At 74.3% G+C, this 17,417-nt stretch carries 22 protein-coding genes, 1 tRNA gene and 1 pseudogene; 18 read left to right on the top strand and 6 right to left on the bottom strand.

The genetic code is table 11. The features are described from left to right. Nucleotides 1-70: 70 nt before the first annotated feature. The 18 genes from ACI6QG_RS04170 to ACI6QG_RS04085 all read left to right on the top strand — a co-directional run bounded on the left by ACI6QG_RS04170 (nt 71) and on the right by ACI6QG_RS04085 (nt 12,062). Entirely contained in the window at nt 71-1,174 is a 1,104-nt protein-coding gene (locus tag ACI6QG_RS04170; RefSeq protein ID WP_407023304.1) for a flagellar basal body P-ring protein FlgI, read from the top strand. Further along, a complete protein-coding gene (locus tag ACI6QG_RS04165; protein WP_407023303.1) occupies nt 1,174-1,485 on the top strand; it encodes a rod-binding protein in 312 nt (103 codons plus the stop codon). Before ACI6QG_RS04170 ends, ACI6QG_RS04165 begins: the two co-directional genes overlap by 1 nt. After that, the gene (locus ACI6QG_RS04160) at nt 1,482-1,883 is read left to right on the top strand and encodes a hypothetical protein (RefSeq protein WP_407023302.1); all 402 of its coding nucleotides are present in this window, start codon (nt 1,482-1,484) and stop codon (nt 1,881-1,883) included. The genes ACI6QG_RS04165 and ACI6QG_RS04160 overlap by 4 nt, the downstream gene beginning before the upstream one ends. 13 nt (nt 1,884-1,896) lie before the next feature. Then, on the top strand, nt 1,897-2,610 hold the full coding sequence (locus ACI6QG_RS04155) for a RibD family protein (protein ID WP_407023301.1): 714 nt from the start codon (nt 1,897-1,899) through the stop codon (nt 2,608-2,610). Beyond that, complete coding sequence (locus ACI6QG_RS04150) at nt 2,607-3,560, top strand: zinc-dependent alcohol dehydrogenase (RefSeq protein WP_407023300.1); 954 nt, start codon at nt 2,607-2,609, stop codon at nt 3,558-3,560. The genes ACI6QG_RS04155 and ACI6QG_RS04150 overlap by 4 nt, the downstream gene beginning before the upstream one ends. After that, entirely contained in the window at nt 3,560-3,958 is a 399-nt protein-coding gene (locus ACI6QG_RS04145) for a 6-pyruvoyl trahydropterin synthase family protein (RefSeq protein ID WP_407023299.1), read from the top strand. The genes ACI6QG_RS04150 and ACI6QG_RS04145 overlap by 1 nt, the downstream gene beginning before the upstream one ends. Further along, the gene (locus ACI6QG_RS04140; RefSeq protein WP_407023298.1) at nt 3,958-4,983 is read left to right on the top strand and encodes a glycosyltransferase family 4 protein; all 1,026 of its coding nucleotides are present in this window, start codon (nt 3,958-3,960) and stop codon (nt 4,981-4,983) included. The genes ACI6QG_RS04145 and ACI6QG_RS04140 overlap by 1 nt, the downstream gene beginning before the upstream one ends. Next, nucleotides 4,976-5,848, top strand: coding sequence for a class I SAM-dependent methyltransferase (locus ACI6QG_RS04135; RefSeq protein ID WP_407023297.1), 873 nt, complete (start codon nt 4,976-4,978; stop codon nt 5,846-5,848). The genes ACI6QG_RS04140 and ACI6QG_RS04135 overlap by 8 nt, the downstream gene beginning before the upstream one ends. Then, on the top strand, nt 5,845-6,030 hold the full coding sequence (locus tag ACI6QG_RS04130; RefSeq protein ID WP_407023296.1) for a hypothetical protein: 186 nt from the start codon (nt 5,845-5,847) through the stop codon (nt 6,028-6,030). The genes ACI6QG_RS04135 and ACI6QG_RS04130 overlap by 4 nt, the downstream gene beginning before the upstream one ends. Further along, complete coding sequence (dcd, locus tag ACI6QG_RS04125; RefSeq protein WP_407023295.1) at nt 6,031-6,585, top strand: dCTP deaminase; 555 nt, start codon at nt 6,031-6,033, stop codon at nt 6,583-6,585. It begins immediately after the preceding gene. Between the two features lie 10 nt (nt 6,586-6,595). After that, nucleotides 6,596-7,849: a UDP-N-acetylglucosamine 1-carboxyvinyltransferase gene (murA, locus tag ACI6QG_RS04120; RefSeq protein WP_407023294.1), complete on the top strand. Its 1,254-nt coding sequence runs from the start codon at nt 6,596-6,598 to the stop codon at nt 7,847-7,849. Between the two features lie 41 nt (nt 7,850-7,890). Continuing rightward, nucleotides 7,891-8,574, top strand: a complete 684-nt coding sequence (hisG, locus tag ACI6QG_RS04115) for an ATP phosphoribosyltransferase (protein WP_407023419.1) — start codon at nt 7,891-7,893, stop codon at nt 8,572-8,574. Continuing rightward, on the top strand, nt 8,562-9,854 hold the full coding sequence (gene hisD / locus ACI6QG_RS04110; protein WP_407023293.1) for a histidinol dehydrogenase: 1,293 nt from the start codon (nt 8,562-8,564) through the stop codon (nt 9,852-9,854). Before hisG ends, hisD begins: the two co-directional genes overlap by 13 nt. 96 nt (nt 9,855-9,950) lie before the next feature. After that, the gene (gene infA / locus ACI6QG_RS04105; RefSeq protein ID WP_026033499.1) at nt 9,951-10,169 is read left to right on the top strand and encodes a translation initiation factor IF-1; all 219 of its coding nucleotides are present in this window, start codon (nt 9,951-9,953) and stop codon (nt 10,167-10,169) included. A 13-nt stretch (nt 10,170-10,182) separates the two neighbouring features. Further along, on the top strand, nt 10,183-10,761 hold the full coding sequence (locus ACI6QG_RS04100) for a Maf family protein (protein ID WP_407023292.1): 579 nt from the start codon (nt 10,183-10,185) through the stop codon (nt 10,759-10,761). Continuing rightward, a complete protein-coding gene (locus tag ACI6QG_RS04095; RefSeq protein ID WP_407023291.1) occupies nt 10,746-11,783 on the top strand; it encodes a ribonuclease E/G in 1,038 nt (345 codons plus the stop codon). Before ACI6QG_RS04100 ends, ACI6QG_RS04095 begins: the two co-directional genes overlap by 16 nt. Beyond that, nucleotides 11,776-11,955 (top strand): DNA gyrase inhibitor YacG, encoded by a 180-nt coding sequence (locus ACI6QG_RS04090; protein WP_407023290.1) that lies wholly within the window; start codon nt 11,776-11,778, stop codon nt 11,953-11,955. Before ACI6QG_RS04095 ends, ACI6QG_RS04090 begins: the two co-directional genes overlap by 8 nt. A 31-nt stretch (nt 11,956-11,986) precedes the next feature. Further along, nucleotides 11,987-12,062: transfer RNA gene (locus tag ACI6QG_RS04085), tRNA-Phe, on the top strand. Between the two features lie 139 nt (nt 12,063-12,201). On the opposite strand, the pseudogene ACI6QG_RS04080 reads toward ACI6QG_RS04085, so the two are convergent. The 6 genes and pseudogenes from ACI6QG_RS04080 to ACI6QG_RS04055 form a co-directional block, all read right to left on the bottom strand. Next, nucleotides 12,202-13,218: pseudogene (locus ACI6QG_RS04080) on the bottom strand (tyrosine-type recombinase/integrase); the annotation flags it as partial. After that, complete coding sequence (locus ACI6QG_RS04075) at nt 13,215-13,457, bottom strand: helix-turn-helix transcriptional regulator (RefSeq protein ID WP_407023289.1); 243 nt, start codon at nt 13,455-13,457, stop codon at nt 13,215-13,217. The pseudogene ACI6QG_RS04080 and the gene ACI6QG_RS04075, both read right to left, overlap by 4 nt. A gap of 109 nt (nt 13,458-13,566) precedes the next feature. After that, nucleotides 13,567-14,724, bottom strand: coding sequence for a phage portal protein (locus ACI6QG_RS04070; protein ID WP_407023288.1), 1,158 nt, complete (start codon nt 14,722-14,724; stop codon nt 13,567-13,569). After that, nucleotides 14,721-15,257 carry an HK97 family phage prohead protease gene (locus tag ACI6QG_RS04065; RefSeq protein ID WP_407023287.1) on the bottom strand — a complete coding sequence of 179 codons (537 nt, stop codon included), beginning with the start codon at nt 15,255-15,257 and terminating at the stop codon, nt 14,721-14,723. The genes ACI6QG_RS04070 and ACI6QG_RS04065 overlap by 4 nt, the downstream gene beginning before the upstream one ends. Next, nucleotides 15,257-16,525 (bottom strand): phage major capsid protein, encoded by a 1,269-nt coding sequence (locus tag ACI6QG_RS04060; RefSeq protein WP_407023286.1) that lies wholly within the window; start codon nt 16,523-16,525, stop codon nt 15,257-15,259. Before ACI6QG_RS04060 ends, ACI6QG_RS04065 begins: the two co-directional genes overlap by 1 nt. Nucleotides 16,526-16,655: 130 nt before the next feature. After that, nucleotides 16,656-17,387 carry a hypothetical protein gene (locus ACI6QG_RS04055; protein WP_407023285.1) on the bottom strand — a complete coding sequence of 244 codons (732 nt, stop codon included), beginning with the start codon at nt 17,385-17,387 and terminating at the stop codon, nt 16,656-16,658. Nucleotides 17,388-17,417: the final 30 nt, after the last annotated feature.

The raw sequence follows: 17,417 nt of genomic DNA, 5'->3' as shown, positions 1-17,417 counted from the left end.
GTGGCTGGCACGGCGCTTGCGGAAGGTTGCGTGGGGCATGGCTTCTCCATGCGCCGCAACCGGTGAAGCGATGGTGAAGACCCTCCTGCTCGCACTCCTGCTCAGCCTTGGCGCGGCGTGGCCCGCGGCGGCGCAGCCCGTGCGCATCAAGGACATCGCCGACATCGAGGGCGTGCGCGACAACCAGCTGGTCGGCTACGGCCTGGTGGTCGGCCTGCCCGGCACCGGCGACCGGCTGCGCACCGCCATCTTCACCCGCCAGTCCCTGGTGGGGATGCTGGAGCGCCTGGGCGTGAACACCCGCGACAACGAGGCCCGGCTGGACACCCGCAACGTCGCCGCCGTGATGGTCACGGCCAACCTGCCGGCCTTCGCGCAGCCCGGCTCGCGCATCGACATCAGCATCTCCTCGCTCGGCGACGCCTCCAACCTCACCGGCGGCACGCTGCTGGTCACGCCGCTGCTGGGCGCGGACGGGCAGGTCTACGCCGTGGCGCAGGGGGCGGTGGCCACGGGGGCCATCGCGGCGCGCGGCGCCGGCGCCTCCGTGCAGCGCGGCGTTCCCACCTCGGCCCGCATCAGCGCCGGGGCCATCGTGGAGCGCGCGATTCCCTACACCCTGGCCGGGCGCGACCATGTGCGCCTGTCCCTGCGCAACCCCGACCTGACGACGGCGCGTCGGGTCGCGCAGGCGGTGAACCGCGCCGCCGGCAATGGCGCCGCCCGCGCCACCGACCCGCGCACCGTGCTGCTGAGCCTGGGCGGCCGCGACCCCGTCACCTTCCTTACAGACATCGAGCAGCTGCGCGTGGAGCCCGACCAGGTGGCCCGCGTGGTGATCGAGGAAGCCTCCGGCACCATCGTCATGGGGGCGAATGTGCGCGTCTCCACCGTGGCCATCGCGCAGGGCAACCTCACCATCCGCATCACCGAGGCGCCGCAGGTGTCCCAGCCCAACGCCCTGGCCGGCGGGCAGACGGTGGTGACGCCGCGCACCGGCATCGAGGTGGATGACCAGAACGAGCGCCGCATGGGCGTGCTGCCCAGCGGCGTCACCCTGGCCGAGCTGGTGCGCGGGCTGAACAGCCTGGGCGTCGGCCCGCGCGACCTCATCACCATCCTGCAGACCATCCGCGCCGCCGGGGCGCTGCAGGCCGAGCTGGAGGTGCGCTGATGCTGCCCGGCCTCCTCCCCACCCCGCCCTCCGGCGGCGCCCAGACGCCCGCGCGCATGCGCCAGGCGGCCCAGGCCTTCGAGGCGCAGGTGATGGCGCAGCTGCTGCAGCCCGCCTTCGCCGCCGCCGACGCCTCCCGCTCGCCCTTCGGCGGCGGCAGCGCCGAGGCGCAGTGGAAGCCCATGCTGGTGGAGGCGTTCAGCGCCGCCGCCGCCCGTTCCGGACGCGGCCTGGGCCTGCAGGACATGGTCCTGCGGCACATGCTGCGGGTTCAGGAAGCCTCAACCACCCCCCAGGAGAATCGCCCATGATGGACGCCGTGATCGCTGCCGGTGAACGCCTCGCCGAGGCGCTGCGCCAGGAGAACGAGGCCCTGGCCGCGCAGGACCTGCTGCGCGCCGCCGCCATGGCGCAGCACAAGATGCAGGCCTCCGACGCCTTCGCCGCCGCCACCGCCGCGGCCACCCGCGCCCGCGCCCGCGCCGCCGGCGACACCCGCCTCCAGGCCGAGAAGCTGGCCGCCGCGCTGGAGGCGCTGGGCAAGGAGAACCGCAAGCTGCTGGAGGACGCCATCGCCCTGCAGTCCCGCGTCATCGAGGCCATCGCCGGCGCGGCGCGGCCGTTGAACGCCGCGCCGGGCTACGCGCGCTCGGGCGGCCTGCGCGCGCCGCGCCAGGCGGCGGCCCTTGCCGTGGCCACCCGCGCCTGACAGAAGCGCGCCGATGGACGGCGCGCCCCCCGACGCGGAATGGCAGGCGCTGCTGGCGGGCGAGCCCTCGCGCGCCGGCAGCCTGGCGCCGCTGTTCGCGCCGGTGCTGGCGCCCGGCGGCTGCGTGGTCGGCCGGCTGGCGCAGACGCTGGACGGGCGCATCGCCACCCGCGCCGGCCACAGCCAATGGATCGGCGGCGCCGGCGACCTGCGCCACACCCACCGGCTGCGCGCGCTGTGCCAGGCGGTGGTGGTCGGCGCCGGCACGGTGCGCGAGGACGACCCGCGCCTTTCCACGCGCCTCGTCCCCGGCCCCTCGCCGCTGCGGGTGGTGATCGATCCCAGGCGCCGCCTGCCGGCGCATCACCGCGTGTTCAGCGACGGCGCGCCCAGCCTGCTGGTCGCCACCACGCCCGGCCCCGCCACCCACGGCACGGCCGAGGTGCTGGAACTGCCCGCCCCGCTGGACCTCGCGGCCCTGCTGGCGGCGCTGCGCGCGCGCGGCTGCGCGCGCATCTTCGTCGAGGGCGGCGGGCAGACCGTCTCGCGCTTCCTGCTCGCCGGCCTGCTGGACCGGCTGCACGTCACGGTGGCGCCGATGATCCTGGGCAGCGGCCGCCCCGCCTTCGACCTGCCGGAGGTGGCGACGGTGCACGAGGGCCTGCGCTTCGCCTGGACCCCGCACCCCATCGAGCCCGACATGCTGTTCGACGTGGCGCTGCGATGAGCGCGCTCTGGCACGTCGCCCCCGGCGTCGCGGAATTGCGCCCCTGCGCCGCGCCGCAGGGCGAGCGCGTCGTCACCGCCATCTGCTCCGGCATCTCGCGCGGGACGGAGCGGCTGGTGCATCACGGCCGCGTGCCCCCCTCCCAGCACGCGGCGATGCGCGGGCCGATGCAGGAAGGCGATTTCCCCTTCCCGGTGAAGTACGGCTACGCCGTGGTGGGCCGCGACCAGCACGGGCAGCGCGTGTTCTGCCTGCACCCGCACCAGGCGCGCTTCGGCCTGCCCGCCGCGCTGTGCGCCGCCATTCCCGACGCCGTGCCCGACCACCGCGCCGTGCTGGCCGCCAACATGGAGACGGCGCTCAACCTCCTGTGGGACGCCGCGCCCCTGCCGGGCGAGCGCGCCCTGGTGGTCGGCGCGGGGGTGGTGGGGCTGCTGGCGGCCTTCCTGCTGGCGCGCATCCCGGGGATGGAGGTCACCGTGACCGACACCGACCCCGCCCGCCGCGCCGTGGCCGAGGCGCTCGGCGCCCGCTTCGCCGCGCCGGAGCAGGTGGCGGACGGGCAGGAGCTGCTGGTCCACGCCAGCGCCAGCGAGGCCGGGCTGCGCCTCGCGCTGGACCGCGCCGCCTTCGAGGCGCGCATCATCGAGGCGAGCTGGTTCGGCGACCGCGAGCCCGCGCTGCCGCTGGGCGCCGCGTTCCACCAGCGCCGGCTGCGCCTGCTCTCGACGCAGGTGGGCAGCGTGGCGCCCGCCATGCGGGGCCGGCGCAGCCACGCGCAGCGCATGGCGCTGGCGCTGTCCCTGCTGGCCGATGCCCGGCTGGACGCGCTGCTGGGCCCGTTCATCCCGTTCCGCGAGCTGCCGGCCCGGCTGGGCGCCGTGCTGGACCCGCCGCCGGGGGCGCCGCAACCCCTCTGCCCCGTCGTCACCTACGGAGACGCTTCCTGATGTTCAGCCTCACCGTCGTGGACCACATCATGGTGGCCCACTCCTTCCGCGGCGCCGAGTTCGGCCCGGCCCAGCGCCTGCACGGCGCCACCTTCATCGTGGAGGCGGAGTTCCGCGCGCCCAGGCTGGACCACGCCAACCTGCTGGTGGACATCGGCCTGGCGAAGGACGAGCTGCGCAAGGTCCTGGCCGCCATGGACTACCGCAACCTGGACGAGGAGGCCGCCTTCGCCGGGCAGAACACCACCACCGAGCACCTGGCCTTCCACATCCACGGCCTGCTGGCCGCCGCCTGCAAGGACGGCACGCTGGGCGCGGGCGGCCAGGGTGTGAGCGCCATCAAGGTGCTGCTGCGCGAGAGCCACGTCGCCTGGGCCGCCTACGAAGCCGAAATCTGATGCGCCTGGCCTTCCTGGTCCCGGCGCCGCTCTCGGCCACCTCCGGCGGCTACGCCTATGACCGGCGGCTGCTGGCGGGGCTGCGGGCGCTGGGCGTGGCGGTGCGGGTGGAGGAGCTGCCCGGGCGCTTCCCCCTGCCCGACGCGGCGGCCCGCGCCGCCATGGCGGCCGCGCTGGACCGGCTGGCCGCGGACGAGACCCCCGTGCTGGACGGGCTGGGCCTGCCGGCCGCCGACCCCGCCCACCCGGCGCTGGCCCGCGCGGTGGCGCTGATCCACCACCCGACCAGCCTGGAGGCCGGGCAGGACCGCGCGGCCCTGGCGGCGCTGGAGCGCCCGCTGTTCGCCCGGGTGGCGCGGCTGGTCGCCACCTCGCCGATGACGGCGCGCGGCCTGCCGGAGCTGGGCGCCGACCCGGCGCGGGTCGGCGTGGTGGAGCCCGGCACCGACCCCGCCTCCCGCGCCCCCGGCAGCGGCGGCGACGGCTGCCGCATCCTGTCGGTGGGCAGCCTGACGCCCCGCAAGGGCCATGACGTGCTGCTGCGGGCGCTGGCGCGGCTGACCGACCTGGACTGGGCGCTGCGCATCGCCGGCCCGCCAGCCGACCCGGTGCACGCCGCCACCCTGCGCGCCCTGGCGGAGGAGCTGGGGCTGGCGCAGCGCGTCGCCTTCCTGGGCGCCCTGCACGGCGAGGCGCTGGAGGCCGAGTACCAGGCCGCCGACCTCTTCGCCCTGGCCACCCACTGGGAGGGCTATGGCATGGCCGCCGCCGAGGCCCAGGCCCGCGGCCTGCCGCTGGCGCTGTGCACCGGCGGCGCCATCGCCGAGGTCGCCGGGCCGGGCGCCGCCATCCTGGCCGCGCCGGGCAACCACGACAGCCTGTCGCGCGGGATGCGCCGCGTCATCCTCGACCGCGGCCTGCGCGCCCAGATGGCCGAGGCCGCCTGGGCCGCCGGCCAGCGCCTGCCGCGCTGGGAGGACCGCGCCGCGCGCTTCGCCGCCGAGGTGGAGAAGGCGCATGGCTGAGAGCTTCGACGGCGACTGGCTGTCCCTGCGGGAACCGCACGACGCCGCCGCCCGCGCCGAGCCGCTGGCGCGGCTGCTGGCGCAGCGGCTGGCCACGGCCCGCCCGCACCTGCTGGACCTGGGCGCCGGCACCGGCAGCCTGACGCGCTGGCTGGCGCACTACATCCGCAAGCCGCAATCCTGGACGCTGGCGGATGCCGACGCGGAGCTGATGGCCCGCGCCTTCGACGAGATGCAGGAGGCCGCCTGGGCCGTGGGCTGGGCCGCCACCTGGCCCGGCAGGAAGGCGCTGCTGGTGCACGCCCCCGCCGGCGCCTGGCGCATCGAGGGCGTGCTGGTGGACCTGCGCCGCGCCCCGGAGGGGTTGCCGCTGGACAAGGTGCAGGCCGTCACCTGCTCGGCCCTGTGCGACCTGGTGAGCGAGGCCTGGCTGGATCGCCTGGCCGAGGCGCTGGCCCGCCACCGCCTGCCCTTCTACGCCGCGCTGAACGTGACCGGCCGCGAGCGCTTCACCCCGCCGCACCCGGCCGACGCGCTGGTGGCCCGCGGCTTCGCCCGCGACCAGCGGCGGGACAAGGGCTTCGGCGGGATGGCGCTGGGCGCGGCGGCGCCGGCCGCCATCGCCCGCGCCTTCGCCGCCCGGGGCTACGCCATCCACCGCGCCCCCAGCCCCTGGGCCATCCACCGCCGCGACGGCGAGATGGCGGGCGCCCTGGCCGAGGGCCACGCCGAGGCCGCGCTGCGCTGGGAGAAGCGGGACTGGCGCCGCGTGCTGGACTGGCGCGACGCCCGCCGCGACCAGGCGGCGGCGGGCCGGCTGGCCGCGCATGTCGGCCATGAGGACGTGCTGTGCCTGCCCCGGTGAACGACCGCGAGGCCCGGCTGGCCGCCGCCCTGCGGGAGAACCTGCGGCGCCGCAAGGCCCAGGCCCGCGCCCGCGCGGCCGGGCCGGCCGGACCCGCGGCGGCGGAGCCTGCCGATGGACGGAACCTGCCGGAAGGGTCTAATCCCCCCCGCGAGACGGACGAGCCGCCGAAGGACCGCTGAATGCCCATCATGCCCGACCACTGGATCCGCCGCATGGCGACGGAGCACGGCATGATCGCGCCCTTCGTGGAGGCGCAGAAGCGCGAGGGCGTGATCTCCTTCGGCCTGTCCTCCTTCGGCTACGACGCGCGGGCGGCGGACGAGTTCAAGGTGTTCACCAACGTGGACAACGACGTGGTGGACCCCAAGAAGTTCAGCGAGACCGGCTTCGTCACCCGCAAGGGGCCGGTGTGCATCATCCCGCCCAATTCCTTCGCGCTGACCCACACGGTGGAGGTGTTCCGCATCCCGCGCGACGTGCTGGTGATCTGCCTGGGCAAGAGCACCTACGCCCGCTGCGGCCTGATCGTGAACGTCACCCCGCTGGAGCCGGAATGGGAGGGGCAGGTGACCATCGAGATCAGCAACACCACCCCCCTGCCCGCCCGCGTCTACGCCAACGAGGGCATCTGCCAGTTCCTGTTCCTGCGCGGCGACAGCGCGCCGGAGGTCAGCTACGCCGACCGCGCCGGCAAGTACATGGGCCAGCGCGGCGTCGCCCTGCCCCGGCTCTAGGACCCCCCTCATGGACCGCATCCGCATCCGCGGCGGCCGCCCGCTGCAGGGCTCCGTCCCCGTCTCCGGCGCCAAGAACGCCGCCCTGCCGCTGATGGCGGCCGCCCTGCTGGCCGACGGCCCGCTGGTGCTGACCAACGCGCCGGACCTCGCCGACATCGCCACCATGGCGCAGCTGCTGCGCCACCATGGCCTGGTGGTCGAGCACGACAAGGCCGCGCGCACCCTGACCATGTCCGGCGCCGCGACCGAGCTGGAGGCGCCCTACGACATCGTGCGCCGGATGCGCGCCTCGGTGCTGGTGCTGGGGCCGCTGCTGGCGCGCTTCGGCCGCGCCCGCGTCTCGCTGCCCGGCGGCTGCGCCATCGGCACCCGCCCGGTGGACCTGCACATCAAGGCGCTGGAGCAGCTGGGCGCGGAGATCGAGATCAACGCCGGCTACATCGAGGCCAGGGGCAGGCTGCGCGGCGCGCGCATCATCTTCCCCCAGGTCAGCGTCGGCGCCACCGAGAACCTGCTGATGGCCGCCTGCCTGGCGGAAGGCGAGACGGAGCTGGTCAACGCCGCCCGCGAGCCCGAGATCGGCGACCTGGCCATGTGCCTGATGCGCATGGGCGCGCGCATCGAGGGCATCGGGACGGACCGGCTGCGCGTCGAGGGCGGCGCCACCCTGCTGCCCGCCACCCACCCCATCGTGCCCGACCGCATCGAGGCCGGCACCTTCGCCTGCGCCGCCGCCATCACCGGCGGCCAGCTGCACCTGGACGGCGCCCGGCTGGACCACCTGGGCAGCGTGGCCCGCGTGCTGCGCGAGGCCGGGGTGGACGTGGCCGAGACGCACACCGGCCTGCTGGTGACGCGCCGCAACGGCCTGCGCGGCGCCGACGTGATGACCGAGCCCTTCCCCGGCTTCGCCACCGACATGCAGGCGCAGTTCATGGCGCTGATGTGCGTGGCCGAGGGCGCCTCCATGATCACCGAGACCATCTTCGAGAACCGCTTCATGCACGTGCCGGAGCTGGCGCGCATGGGCGCGCGCATCAACTTCCACGGTGCCTCGGCCATCGTGCGCGGGGTGCCCCGGCTGTCCGGCGCCCCGGTGATGGCGACCGACCTGCGCGCCTCCGTCTCCCTGGTGCTGGCCGGGCTGGCGGCGGAGGGTGAGACCATCGTCAACCGCGTCTACCACCTCGACCGCGGCTACGAGCACATCGAGGCCAAGCTGGCCGCCGTGGGGGCGGAGATCGAGCGCCTGCCGCGATGATGCCCTCGCAAGACCCCGCCACGGCGGCCCCCGCGCCGGCGATGCCCGCCCCGGCCCTCGGCCGCGCCGGGCGCACGCTGGTCCTCGCCCTGCCCAAGGGGCGCATCCTGAAGGAGCTGGGCCCGGTGCTGCGCGGCGCCGGCATCGAGCCGGCGGCCGACATGCACGACGAGGACAGCCGCCGGCTGCGCTTCGAGACCAACCACCCGGAGCTGGACGTGGTGCGGGTGCGCCCCTTCGACGTCGCGGCCTTCGTGGCGCATGGCGGCGCGCAGATCGGCGTGTGCGGCGGCGACGTGCTGATGGAGTACGACACCGGCCAGATCTACGCCCCGCTGGACCTGGGCATCGGCGCCTGCCGCGTCAGCGTGGCCGAGGCCGCCGCCACCGCCGGCACCGACGACCCGGCGCGCTGGTCCCGCGTGGCGGTGGCCACCAAGTATCCCAACATCGCCCGGCGCCACTACGCCGCCCGCGGCATCCAGGCCGACATCGTCCACCTGAACGGCGCGATGGAGCTGGCCCCCTCCCTCGGCCTGGCGCGGGTGATCGTGGACCTGGTGCAGACCGGCTCGACCCTGCGCGCCAACGGGCTGGTGGAGACGGAGGTCATCGCCCCCGTCACCTCGCGCCTCATCGTCAACCGCACCGCGCTCAAGACCCGGCCGGAAGAGATCGGCCACTGGATCGCGCGCTTCCGCGAGGGACTGGCATGCAGCGCCTGACCACCGCCGACCCCGGCTTCGAACCCGCCTTCCGCGCCATCATCGAGGACGGGCGCGACACGACGGCGCGGGTGGACGGCGCCGTTTCCGCCATCATCGCCCAGGTGCGCGAGGCCGGCGACGCCGCCCTGCTGGCGCTGACGGCGCGCTTCGACGGCTGGGCGCCGGCCGACGCCGCGGCGCTGCGCGTGACGGAGGCCGAGGTGGACGCGGCCTGCGCCGCCGTGCCGCCCGCCCTGCATTCCGCGCTGGACGTCGCGGCCACCCGCATCGAGCGCTTCCACCGCGCGCAGATGCCCCAGGACCTGGAGCTTCCGGACGAGGACGGCGTGGCGCTGGGCCTGCGCTGGGGGCCGCTGGACGCGGTGGGCCTCTACGTGCCCGGCGGCAAGGCGGCCTACCCGTCCTCCGTGCTGATGAACGCCCTGCCGGCGCGGGTGGCGGGGGTGGGGCGCATCGCCATGGCGGTGCCCACGCCCGGCGGCACGCTGAACCCGCTGGTGCTGGCCGCCGCCCGCCGCGCCGGCGTGACGGAGATCTGGCGCATCGGCGGCGCCCAGGCCGTCGCCGCGCTGGCCTGGGGCACCGCCGCCATCGCCCCGGTGGACCGCATCGTCGGCCCCGGCAACGCCTACGTCGCCGAGGCCAAGCGCCAGGTGTTCGGGCGGGTGGGCATCGACTCCATCGCCGGCCCCTCGGAGGTGGTCATCATCGCCGACGGCGCCAACGACCCGGCCCACGTGGCGATGGACCTGCTGGCCCAGGCCGAGCACGACGAGGCCGCCCAGGCCATCCTGCTGACCCCCGACGCCGCCCTGGCCGAGGCGGTGGCCGGCGCCGTCGCGGCGGCGCTGGCGCGGCTGCCGCGCGCGGCCATCGCCGGCGAATCCTGGCGCCGCCACGGCGCCATCATCCTCACCCGCGACCTGGAGGAGGCCGCCGAACTGGCCAACCGCCTGGCCGCCGAGCACCTGCAGGTGATGACCGCCGAGCCGCGCGCCGTCTTCGCGCGCATCCGGCATGCCGGCGCCGGCTTCCTGGGCCGCTGGACGCCCGAGGCGCTGGGCGACTACGTCGCCGGGCCCAACCACGTGCTGCCCACCGGGCGCTCCGCCCGCTTCTCCTCCGGCCTGTCGGTGTTCGACTTCCTGAAGCGCACCACCTGGATCGAGGCGAGCGAGGCGGGGCTGCGCGCCATCGGCCCCGCCGCCGTCCTGCTGGCCGAGGCCGAGGGGCTGGACGCCCATGCGCGCAGCCTGGACCACCGCCTCGCGCCTTGACTTGCCGGCATCGGGGGCGCATCTGACGCGCGCCGGCGCCGGGGGCCTGACCGCGGCGCGAACCCGCACGCCCCCAGGCATTGCACAAGGAATCTGATGTCCAAAGAGGATATGATCGAGTTCAGCGGCCAGGTCGTCGAACTCCTGCCCAACGCCATGTTCCGCGTGAAGCTGGACAATGACCACATGGTGCTCGCCCACACCTCGGGGAAGATGCGCAAGAACCGCATCCGCGTCCTCGCCGGCGACCGCGTGAACGTCGAGATGACGCCCTATGACCTGACCAAGGGGCGCATCACCTTCCGCTTCAAGTGAGCGGCCGCTTCCAGTGAGCGACCGCCCCCGGCTGGTCCTCGCCTCCGCCTCGCCGCGCCGGCTGGAGCTGCTGGCGCGCATCGGCGTCGTCCCCGATGCGGTGCAGCCGGCCGAGCTGGACGAATCCCCCCTCCGCAGCGAGATGCCGCGCCGCCTGGCGCAGCGCCTTTCTTCGGCCAAGGCCGCCGCGCTGGAGGCGCCGGGCGCCCTGGTGCTGGCCGCCGACACGGTGGTGGGCGTGGGCCGCCGCATCCTGGGCAAGCCGGCCAGCCGCGAGGAGGCGCGCCGCTTCCTGGGGCTGATGTCGGGCCGCCGCCACCAGGTGCACACCGGCGTGGCGCTGCGCCGGCCGGATGGCAGCCTGGGCACGCGCCTCGTCACCTCCGTCGTGGCCTTCCAGCGGCTGACGGCGCAGCAGGTCGAGGCCTACCTCGACTCCGGCGAATGGGAGGGCAAGGCCGGCGGCTACGCCATCCAGGGCCGGGCCGAGATGTTCGTGCGCTTCCTGTCCGGCTCGCACTCCAACGTGGTCGGGCTGCCGCTGTTCGAGACGGCGCAGCTGCTGCGCGGCTGCGGATGGCTGCGCCCGTAGAGATCCGCGTCGCGCGCTCGCCCGGCGAGCGGCGGGTGGCGCTGCTGCGCGGCGGGGTGCTGGCCGGCTATCGCGTCGAGCGACCGGCCCGGCCGGACGGCGTGGGCGACGTGCTGCGCGGGCGGGTGGAGGCGCGCACGCCGGCGCTGGGGGGCGGCTTCGTCGCCCTGCCCGGCGGCGCCACCGGCTTCCTGCCGGAATCGGAATGCGCCGGCCGCCGCCTGCCGCCGGAGGGCAGCTGGCTGACCCTGCGCGTCATCCGCGCGGCGCAGAACGGCAAGGGGCTGCGCGTGTCCGCCCGGCTGCCGCAGCAGCCCGGCAGCGGCCTGGCCCTGCTGGAGCGGGGCCCGGACCAGGCGCGGCGCTGGATGGCCGCCTTCCCTGCCGCCGCCATCACCTGCGACGACGCCGCCGAGGCGGCGCGGCTGGGCGCCCGCCACGCCCCCGCCTTCGACGACGCCCTGGAAGCGGAGGCTGAAGCCCTGGCGGAGCCGGAGGTGCCGCTGGCCGGCGGTGGCCGCCTCATCCTCTCGCCCCTGCCGGCGCTGACCGCGGTGGACGTGGATTCGGGCGCGGCCGACCCGCGGGACGCGAACCGCCGCGCCATCGCGGAGTTCGCGCGCCAGCTGGTGCTGCGCGACCTGTCGGGACCCATCCTGTTGGACCTGGCCGGCCTGTCGGTGAAGCAGCGCGCGGCGCTGGAGCCGGAGCTGCGCGCCGCCCTGGCGCCGGACGGGCTGGCGCAGCCGCTGGGCTTCGGGCCGCTGGGCCTGTTCGAGCTGCGCCGGGCGCGCATCTACCCGCCGCTGCACGAGGTGCTGGCCGACCGCCCGCTGGCCCGTGGCCTGGCCCTGCTGCGCCGCGCATCGCGCGAGCGCGCGGCGGAGCCGCACCGCCGGCTGGCGCTGCAGGCCCCGGCGGCGGTGCTGGCGGCCATCCGCGGCCTGCCCGGCGCGTTGGAGGAGTTCGGCGGGCCGCTCGCGCTGCGGGAATCGGCCCAGGAGGAGGTGGCCGATGCCTGACGCCAAGTGCCCGGTCTGCGGCCGGCCCTCGCGCCCGCGCGGCGCCGGGGCGCCCTTCTGCTCCGACCGGTGCCGTCAGGTGGACCTGGGCCGCTGGTTCACCGGTGCCTACGCCCTGCCGGCCGAGGAAGCCGAGCCCGACGAGGACGACCCCCCGGCTGGACAGGGCTGACGCCCTCGGCTAATGACCGCCCACCAACGGCGCCCAGGTAGCTCAGTTGGTAGAGCATGCGACTGAAAATCGCAGTGTCGCTGGTTCGATTCCGGCCCTGGGCACCATTGGTTCATTTTCTGTAGTCCTTTCAGTCAGTTGGATTGCGTTTTCGTCCCACTCCGGCCTGGCAGGGCTGAAGTGGGACTTTTTGTTTGCGCTCAGCCGCCCGAGGGCAGCGTCGGCAAGCCGTTCCTGATCCGCCTTCTTCGTGTAGTGCGTGGGCTGCTTGAGGTTCGCCCAGCCGAAGGCGGCCATCAGCTCATGCGCGGACGCGCCCAGCTCGGCGAGCCGGGTTGCCGCGGCCTTCCTGAGGCCGTGAGGGGAGCATTCCGGAAGGCCGGCCTGGCGGCACCAGCGGCGGAAGGCGTTGCCGAAGGTCTCGGCCGTGAAGGGCCGCCCCAGGTCGTTGACCAGGAAGTGCAGCTCGCCGCAGGGCGAGGCCGCGATGATCCGCTCCAGCTCGGGAATGATGGGAAGCGCGAGGTCCTTGGGCTGGCGCTTCCGGCCCTTCTGCACCCGGAAGTGCACCCGGCCGTCCCGCACGTGCTGGCGGCCGAGCTGCACGGCGTCGCTGCGCCGGATGCCCAGGTACAGCAGCAAGGCAAGCGCGAGCCGCGGCTTCGTCCCCACCGGCCACCGGGCCTCGAACTGCTCCACCTCTTCGATCGTCCAGGCGTGCAGCCCATCCGGATTCGCGGAGGGCAGGTAGGCCACGTGAGCGGCCGGGTTGTCCTTCACCAGCCCCAGGCGGATGCCCGCCTTGTACGTGGCCCGCAGCGCCTTCAGGAGCGAGTTGAAGGCCTCGGGCGTCTCGACGCGCTGATCCTTCAGCCGCTCGAGGAAGGTGGGCGGCAGGGTGGCGGCCGCGCGCTCGCCCAGGGGCTTGCCGTTCTTCCCCAGCTCGGCGCGGAACCGATCGAGGATCAGCCGGCGCACGTGCTGCGAGCGGGTGTCCAGGCCCTTCTTGAAGTCGGAGCTGCCGTAGTACGCGATGCAGAGGTCATCGAGGCTGCCGGGCAGCACGGCGCCCTTGCGCGCCGGCTTGGCGGCCGGCGGCTTGGCGTCCAGGGCCCGCCGGTACTCGGCATCGAAGGCATCGCTGCCCGGCTCTTCCTGAAGGCGCACCTTCGCCTTGCCCGGGACGCGCAGATAGGTCCGCACGTTGCCGTGCCGGTCGCGGTCCTGGACGACGTAGCGGTATCGGCGCGCCACCTGGATCATGCGTCGTCCCACTCATTCGCCGGGCGGGAGAGCTGCCTTTCCTTCTGGGCGTCAATCCAGGCGTCGAGGTCGCGCCGGTCCCAGCGAAGCAGGCCCTCGGTCGTGCGGAAGCCGGCGGGGATGCGCCCCTCCTTCACCTCGCGGTCGAAGGTGCTGACGCCCATGCTGAGGTACAGCGCGGCCAGGTCTCGCGGCATCAGCCTGGGCACGAAGGGCAGGGTGGAAGCTTCGGTACTCACGGTCGTTCCCCGCCGAACGCGGGGCCCCAGGTCGGATCATCACTGCGCCCAAAGTTACCGGGCGCGGATGTGCCACCCCAAGAAAGTCGGAAATTAGAAGCGCCCCCGATCATGCGGCGGCGCCCTCCCCTTCCGGCATCGGGTTGAAGCCCTCGATCTCTCGCACCTCGTTGGGCGTGAGGATCTTCGCGTCCACCGCGATCTTGTGGGACTGCCACCGGGTTTCGGCATCGCCGCGCATCAGCGCGGACATGTCCACCTCCAGGGCGAAGGCAGGATCGGTGAAGACGCTGCGCGCGAACTCCGCTTCGATCTTCCGCACCCACGGCGCGAGGGTGAACTGGGCGAACCAGCGCCCGGCCTCGCGGGAGTTGGTGAAGGTGCCGTGGCTGAGGTCCTGCACGATGGGCGGCGGCACCTGGTAGAGGCGGCACAGCTCTTCCACCGTGAACCGGCGCGAGGCCAGCACCTCGGCATCCTCGGGGCTGACGCTGAGCGCCTGCCACTCCGCACCCGATTCCAGGATCAGCACCTTGCGCGCGTTCTGCGGCCCGGCGAAGCCCTCGCGCAGCGCCGCGCCCAGCCGCGCCCGCGCGTCCGCCCCCATGGTGCCGGAGACCTTGATGGCCCCGCTGGGCGTGGCCTGGTTGCGCCACAGGCTGCCGGACCATTCCTGCAACGCCTGGGCGGTGCCGATCACCTCCCGCGCGCGCGAGATGCGGGAACGGCCGATCAGCCCGTCATCGCTGCGGTCCTTCAGGTGCAGGAACTCGCCGGGCAGCAGGCGGCGGGAACGGCCGGTGCCGCCGAACGGCCCCTGCCAGGCCACCACGTCGAAGGCCAGCCGCCCCGAAGGCAGCAGGACGGGCGTCACGTTGCCCCAGGGGATCGGCGTCAGCGCCACCGGCCGCCCTGCCCCGTCCAGGACGATCTCGGCCAGGGCGTTGCCGTGAAGGAGGGCCTGGGCAAGCAGCCATTCCACGAAGTCGGGCCAGGTCTGCCGCTCGTTCGGCTGGCGGGTCAGGCGGGCCACCGGATGCGCCGGGGCTTCCTGGCGCCTGCCATCCACGCTGCGGTACACGTAGGCGGGCAGGCTGCCCGCGGCCGAGGCGATGGCGTTCACGCAGGCCAGCACGGCGGCCAGGTTCTCGGCGGTGTGCGAGCTGACCGCCTGCCCCGAAGACGTGCCGATGGGCAGGCCCGGGAAGTCGGAGAGCGCGCGGGCCTCAGGGCGGCCCCACAGGCGGCTCAGGGCGGCGCGGATCATCGCAGGGTCTCCACGTACCGCCGCCGCCACTGGCAGCCGCCCAGCGTGGCCGAACGGGCCGCCACGGCGGTTCCCGCGTAGGCGGGGAATGCCTGGACGATGGAGACTTCGATCAGGTCCACATCGTGCAGCTCCCGCCGCTCGGCCGCGGGCCACGTCTCCTTGCGGGCAACGAAGGAGAAGGACATCCCGCCAAGGTCGCGCCGCTCGGCCAGCGCCAGCATGTCCCGGCCCAGGGCGGTGTCGGGCACGTCCAGGCTGAAGGAGAGGCCGCGGGCATCCTCGGCCAGGCGCAGCGTGCCGGAGCCGGTGCGGCCCAGCAGGCGGGCGGGGTCATGGTCAACCAGCGCCAGGACATCGCGCTTGGCGGCCAGCGAACGGGAGAAGGCGCCGCGCCGGATCGTCTCGGAGAAGCCGCCGATGGTGGCGGCCTCCCCGAAGACGGCGGCATAGCCCTCCAGGCGGCGGCCCGCCGCCCGCAGCTCGGCCGCGATCCGGCGTTCCGTGCCGTCCGGGAAGCGGGCCGCGGCCATCACGCCTGGATGTCCCGGATGGCGGCGAAGGACGCGGCCTGCCGCACCGCGATATCCACCGTCATCATCGCCCGGATGGAGACGTTGCCCTTCGGGTAGGCGGTCGCCTCATAGGGGTTCACCAGGATATCCAGCTCGGACCACATGCCGATCAGCAGGTCGGACCACCCGCCGTAGATCAGCGCCGAGAGGTTGGTTCCGGTGCCCTTGGTGAGGTTGGCGGGCACCACGTTGGAGACCTGGGGCGCCATGCCCTGGAAGACCGTCTCCAGGCCCAGCGGCAGGCCGGTGGTGTCCTTCAGCTTGGCGGCGGCGCGGCGGACCCTGGTGTTGGTGAGGAAGCCCGTGCCGGTGGCGTTGGCATCATCCACCGCCCCCACCAGGTCGGCCACGTGGTCGAAGGCCAGGGCGCCGCCATTGGTGCCGATGGCCACGCTGCCGATGCCCGAGGTGCTGAGGATGCCGCGCGGCTCGGCGCCCGTGCCGCTGCCGGAGATGGCGGCGCGGTCCAGCGTCTCGGCCAGCACCAGGGCCATGTCGGCGCGGGTGAGCTGTTCCACGTCCGGGCTGGCCTGCATCAGCATGTTGCGCGAGTACTCGGTGAGCGCCCCCGCGTGACGCGGCGCCAGGGTCACGGCGTCGAACTGGGGATCGCTGGCGGTGATGGCGGCATCCTCGGCCACCCACGCGCCGGTCACGCTGGCCTTGCGGCGGGGGATGGTGACGTTGCCCGACAGGCCCGCCAGCACCGTGGCGCCCAGCGCGCGGACTCGGGTGGCGTTCCGCAGGCGGTCAATGAAGAGGTCGCCGCGGAAGTCGGTGGGCACCAGGTTGGACCCAGGCCCGCCCGCGGGCGCCGTGGTGGTCAGGGTGCGGGATTCGGCCGGGGCGCCCATGTGCCAGAACAGGCCCTCGGCGCGGCGGCCGGAGCGGCGCTCCAGCTCGCCCGACATCTCGCGCGCGCGGCCCGCCGCCTGGTCGGTGGCGCCCAGCCCGGCGCGGATCACGTCTAGGATGCCCACCTGGCGCAGCTCGGCGTCAAAGCGGGCATCGCCCGTGCCCACCGGCTGCGCGGCGGCGCGGCGCTCGGCATCGTCCACGGCGGCCTGCCGGGCGATGCGCTGCTCCAGGGTGTCCAGCTCGGCCTTCAGGGCGTCGAACTTGCCGCGCTGCTCGGCGGTGAAGTCGTTGTCGCCCGCGGCGTCGTTGATCTGGCGCATCTCGGCGGCCAGCGCCGCGCGGCGTTCAAGGAGGTGGCGAAGGGTCATTGGTCGTGGTCTCCATCGAAGGGATCGGCCGCCATCCCGGCGGGCGTGGTGAAGGGGTGGGCATCCATCGAAGGGACGGGGCGCCTCCCGGCGCTCCATGCCGTGCCCAGCGGCATCTGGGCGGGGCGCATCACGCCCCGGACTTCTTGAGCTGTTCGGCGGCGATCCGTTGATGCCGGGCGCGCTCATGCTTGTCGTGAAGCTCGAAGTACCGGCGGGATTCCTCATCCGTTTCCGGCGAGCCTGCCGACAACGCCTCCAGCTCGGCCGTCTCCAGGTAGGTCAGGCCAGTGCGGACCTTCCGGCCCCTCGCGTCCTTCTCGTAGATCAGCAGGAAGTCCGCGACGGCATCGCCGTCCTGCGCGGGTTCGGGGGGCGGTGCAGCAGCATCGGATAGGAGCTGTTCGACCCGTCCAAGGGTGCGCCGGATGAAGCTATCGGTCCTGAAAAGCACCAGCACATCCGGTGCGTCCTCGCGCTCAAGGCCATCGTCGCCTGAGGCAGTGACCGGGCGGAAATCCAGATCGCCAGTGATGGGGTTGATGTGGAGAAGGAGGGCCTGTTCCTCATCTCCCGGCATGGGCGATTGAAGCTGCATCAGCCGGAGATTGACCAGGTTCCACACCATGCGCGCCTTGGCAGGCGAGTAGATACTCTGACGGGCGAGCGCCCAGGCCGTGGCTGTTTGCAGCACGTCATGGGGGGAGAACATCCGGCGGCGCCCCTTCCCTGGCGGCTCGCCGGAGGTGGGCACGATGTGCCCCCTGGCGAGCCACTGGCGGAACTGTTCCTCCGGCAGACCAGGGATGCAGGCCAACAGATCGGCCGTGGTCAGGGCAGGATCATGAAGGGCTGCGTTCATGCCGTCGAAAATACGACCGTCATTCCTCCG

The sequence above is a fragment of the Sabulicella flocculans genome (assembly GCF_045449635.1).
In the GTDB taxonomy this organism is placed as follows: domain Bacteria; phylum Pseudomonadota; class Alphaproteobacteria; order Acetobacterales; family Acetobacteraceae; genus Roseococcus.
Note: the sequence above shows the minus strand (reverse complement) of the source record. Positions and strands in the feature narration are given on the sequence as shown.

Excerpts from the sequence above, each read along its gene's own strand:
- ACI6QG_RS04170 (WP_407023304.1), top strand. The coding sequence starts at position 71 with ATGGTGAAGACCCTCCTGCTCGCACTCCTGCTCAGCCTTGGCGCGGCG.
- ACI6QG_RS04165 (WP_407023303.1), top strand. The coding sequence starts at position 1,174 with ATGCTGCCCGGCCTCCTCCCCACCCCGCCCTCCGGCGGCGCCCAGACG.
- ACI6QG_RS04160 (WP_407023302.1), top strand. The coding sequence starts at position 1,482 with ATGATGGACGCCGTGATCGCTGCCGGTGAACGCCTCGCCGAGGCGCTG.
- ACI6QG_RS04155 (WP_407023301.1), top strand. The coding sequence starts at position 1,897 with ATGGACGGCGCGCCCCCCGACGCGGAATGGCAGGCGCTGCTGGCGGGC.
- ACI6QG_RS04150 (WP_407023300.1), top strand. The coding sequence starts at position 2,607 with ATGAGCGCGCTCTGGCACGTCGCCCCCGGCGTCGCGGAATTGCGCCCC.
- ACI6QG_RS04145 (WP_407023299.1), top strand. The coding sequence starts at position 3,560 with ATGTTCAGCCTCACCGTCGTGGACCACATCATGGTGGCCCACTCCTTC.
- ACI6QG_RS04140 (WP_407023298.1), top strand. The coding sequence starts at position 3,958 with ATGCGCCTGGCCTTCCTGGTCCCGGCGCCGCTCTCGGCCACCTCCGGC.
- ACI6QG_RS04135 (WP_407023297.1), top strand. The coding sequence starts at position 4,976 with ATGGCTGAGAGCTTCGACGGCGACTGGCTGTCCCTGCGGGAACCGCAC.
- dcd (WP_407023295.1), top strand. The coding sequence starts at position 6,031 with ATGCCCATCATGCCCGACCACTGGATCCGCCGCATGGCGACGGAGCAC.
- murA (WP_407023294.1), top strand. The coding sequence starts at position 6,596 with ATGGACCGCATCCGCATCCGCGGCGGCCGCCCGCTGCAGGGCTCCGTC.
- hisG (WP_407023419.1), top strand. The coding sequence starts at position 7,891 with ATGCCCGCCCCGGCCCTCGGCCGCGCCGGGCGCACGCTGGTCCTCGCC.
- hisD (WP_407023293.1), top strand. The coding sequence starts at position 8,562 with ATGCAGCGCCTGACCACCGCCGACCCCGGCTTCGAACCCGCCTTCCGC.
- infA (WP_026033499.1), top strand. The coding sequence starts at position 9,951 with ATGTCCAAAGAGGATATGATCGAGTTCAGCGGCCAGGTCGTCGAACTC.
- ACI6QG_RS04095 (WP_407023291.1), top strand. The coding sequence starts at position 10,746 with ATGGCTGCGCCCGTAGAGATCCGCGTCGCGCGCTCGCCCGGCGAGCGG.
- ACI6QG_RS04090 (WP_407023290.1), top strand. The coding sequence starts at position 11,776 with ATGCCTGACGCCAAGTGCCCGGTCTGCGGCCGGCCCTCGCGCCCGCGC.
- ACI6QG_RS04070 (WP_407023288.1), bottom strand. The coding sequence starts at position 14,724 with ATGATCCGCGCCGCCCTGAGCCGCCTGTGGGGCCGCCCTGAGGCCCGC.
- ACI6QG_RS04065 (WP_407023287.1), bottom strand. The coding sequence starts at position 15,257 with ATGGCCGCGGCCCGCTTCCCGGACGGCACGGAACGCCGGATCGCGGCC.
- ACI6QG_RS04060 (WP_407023286.1), bottom strand. The coding sequence starts at position 16,525 with ATGACCCTTCGCCACCTCCTTGAACGCCGCGCGGCGCTGGCCGCCGAG.
- ACI6QG_RS04055 (WP_407023285.1), bottom strand. The coding sequence starts at position 17,387 with ATGAACGCAGCCCTTCATGATCCTGCCCTGACCACGGCCGATCTGTTG.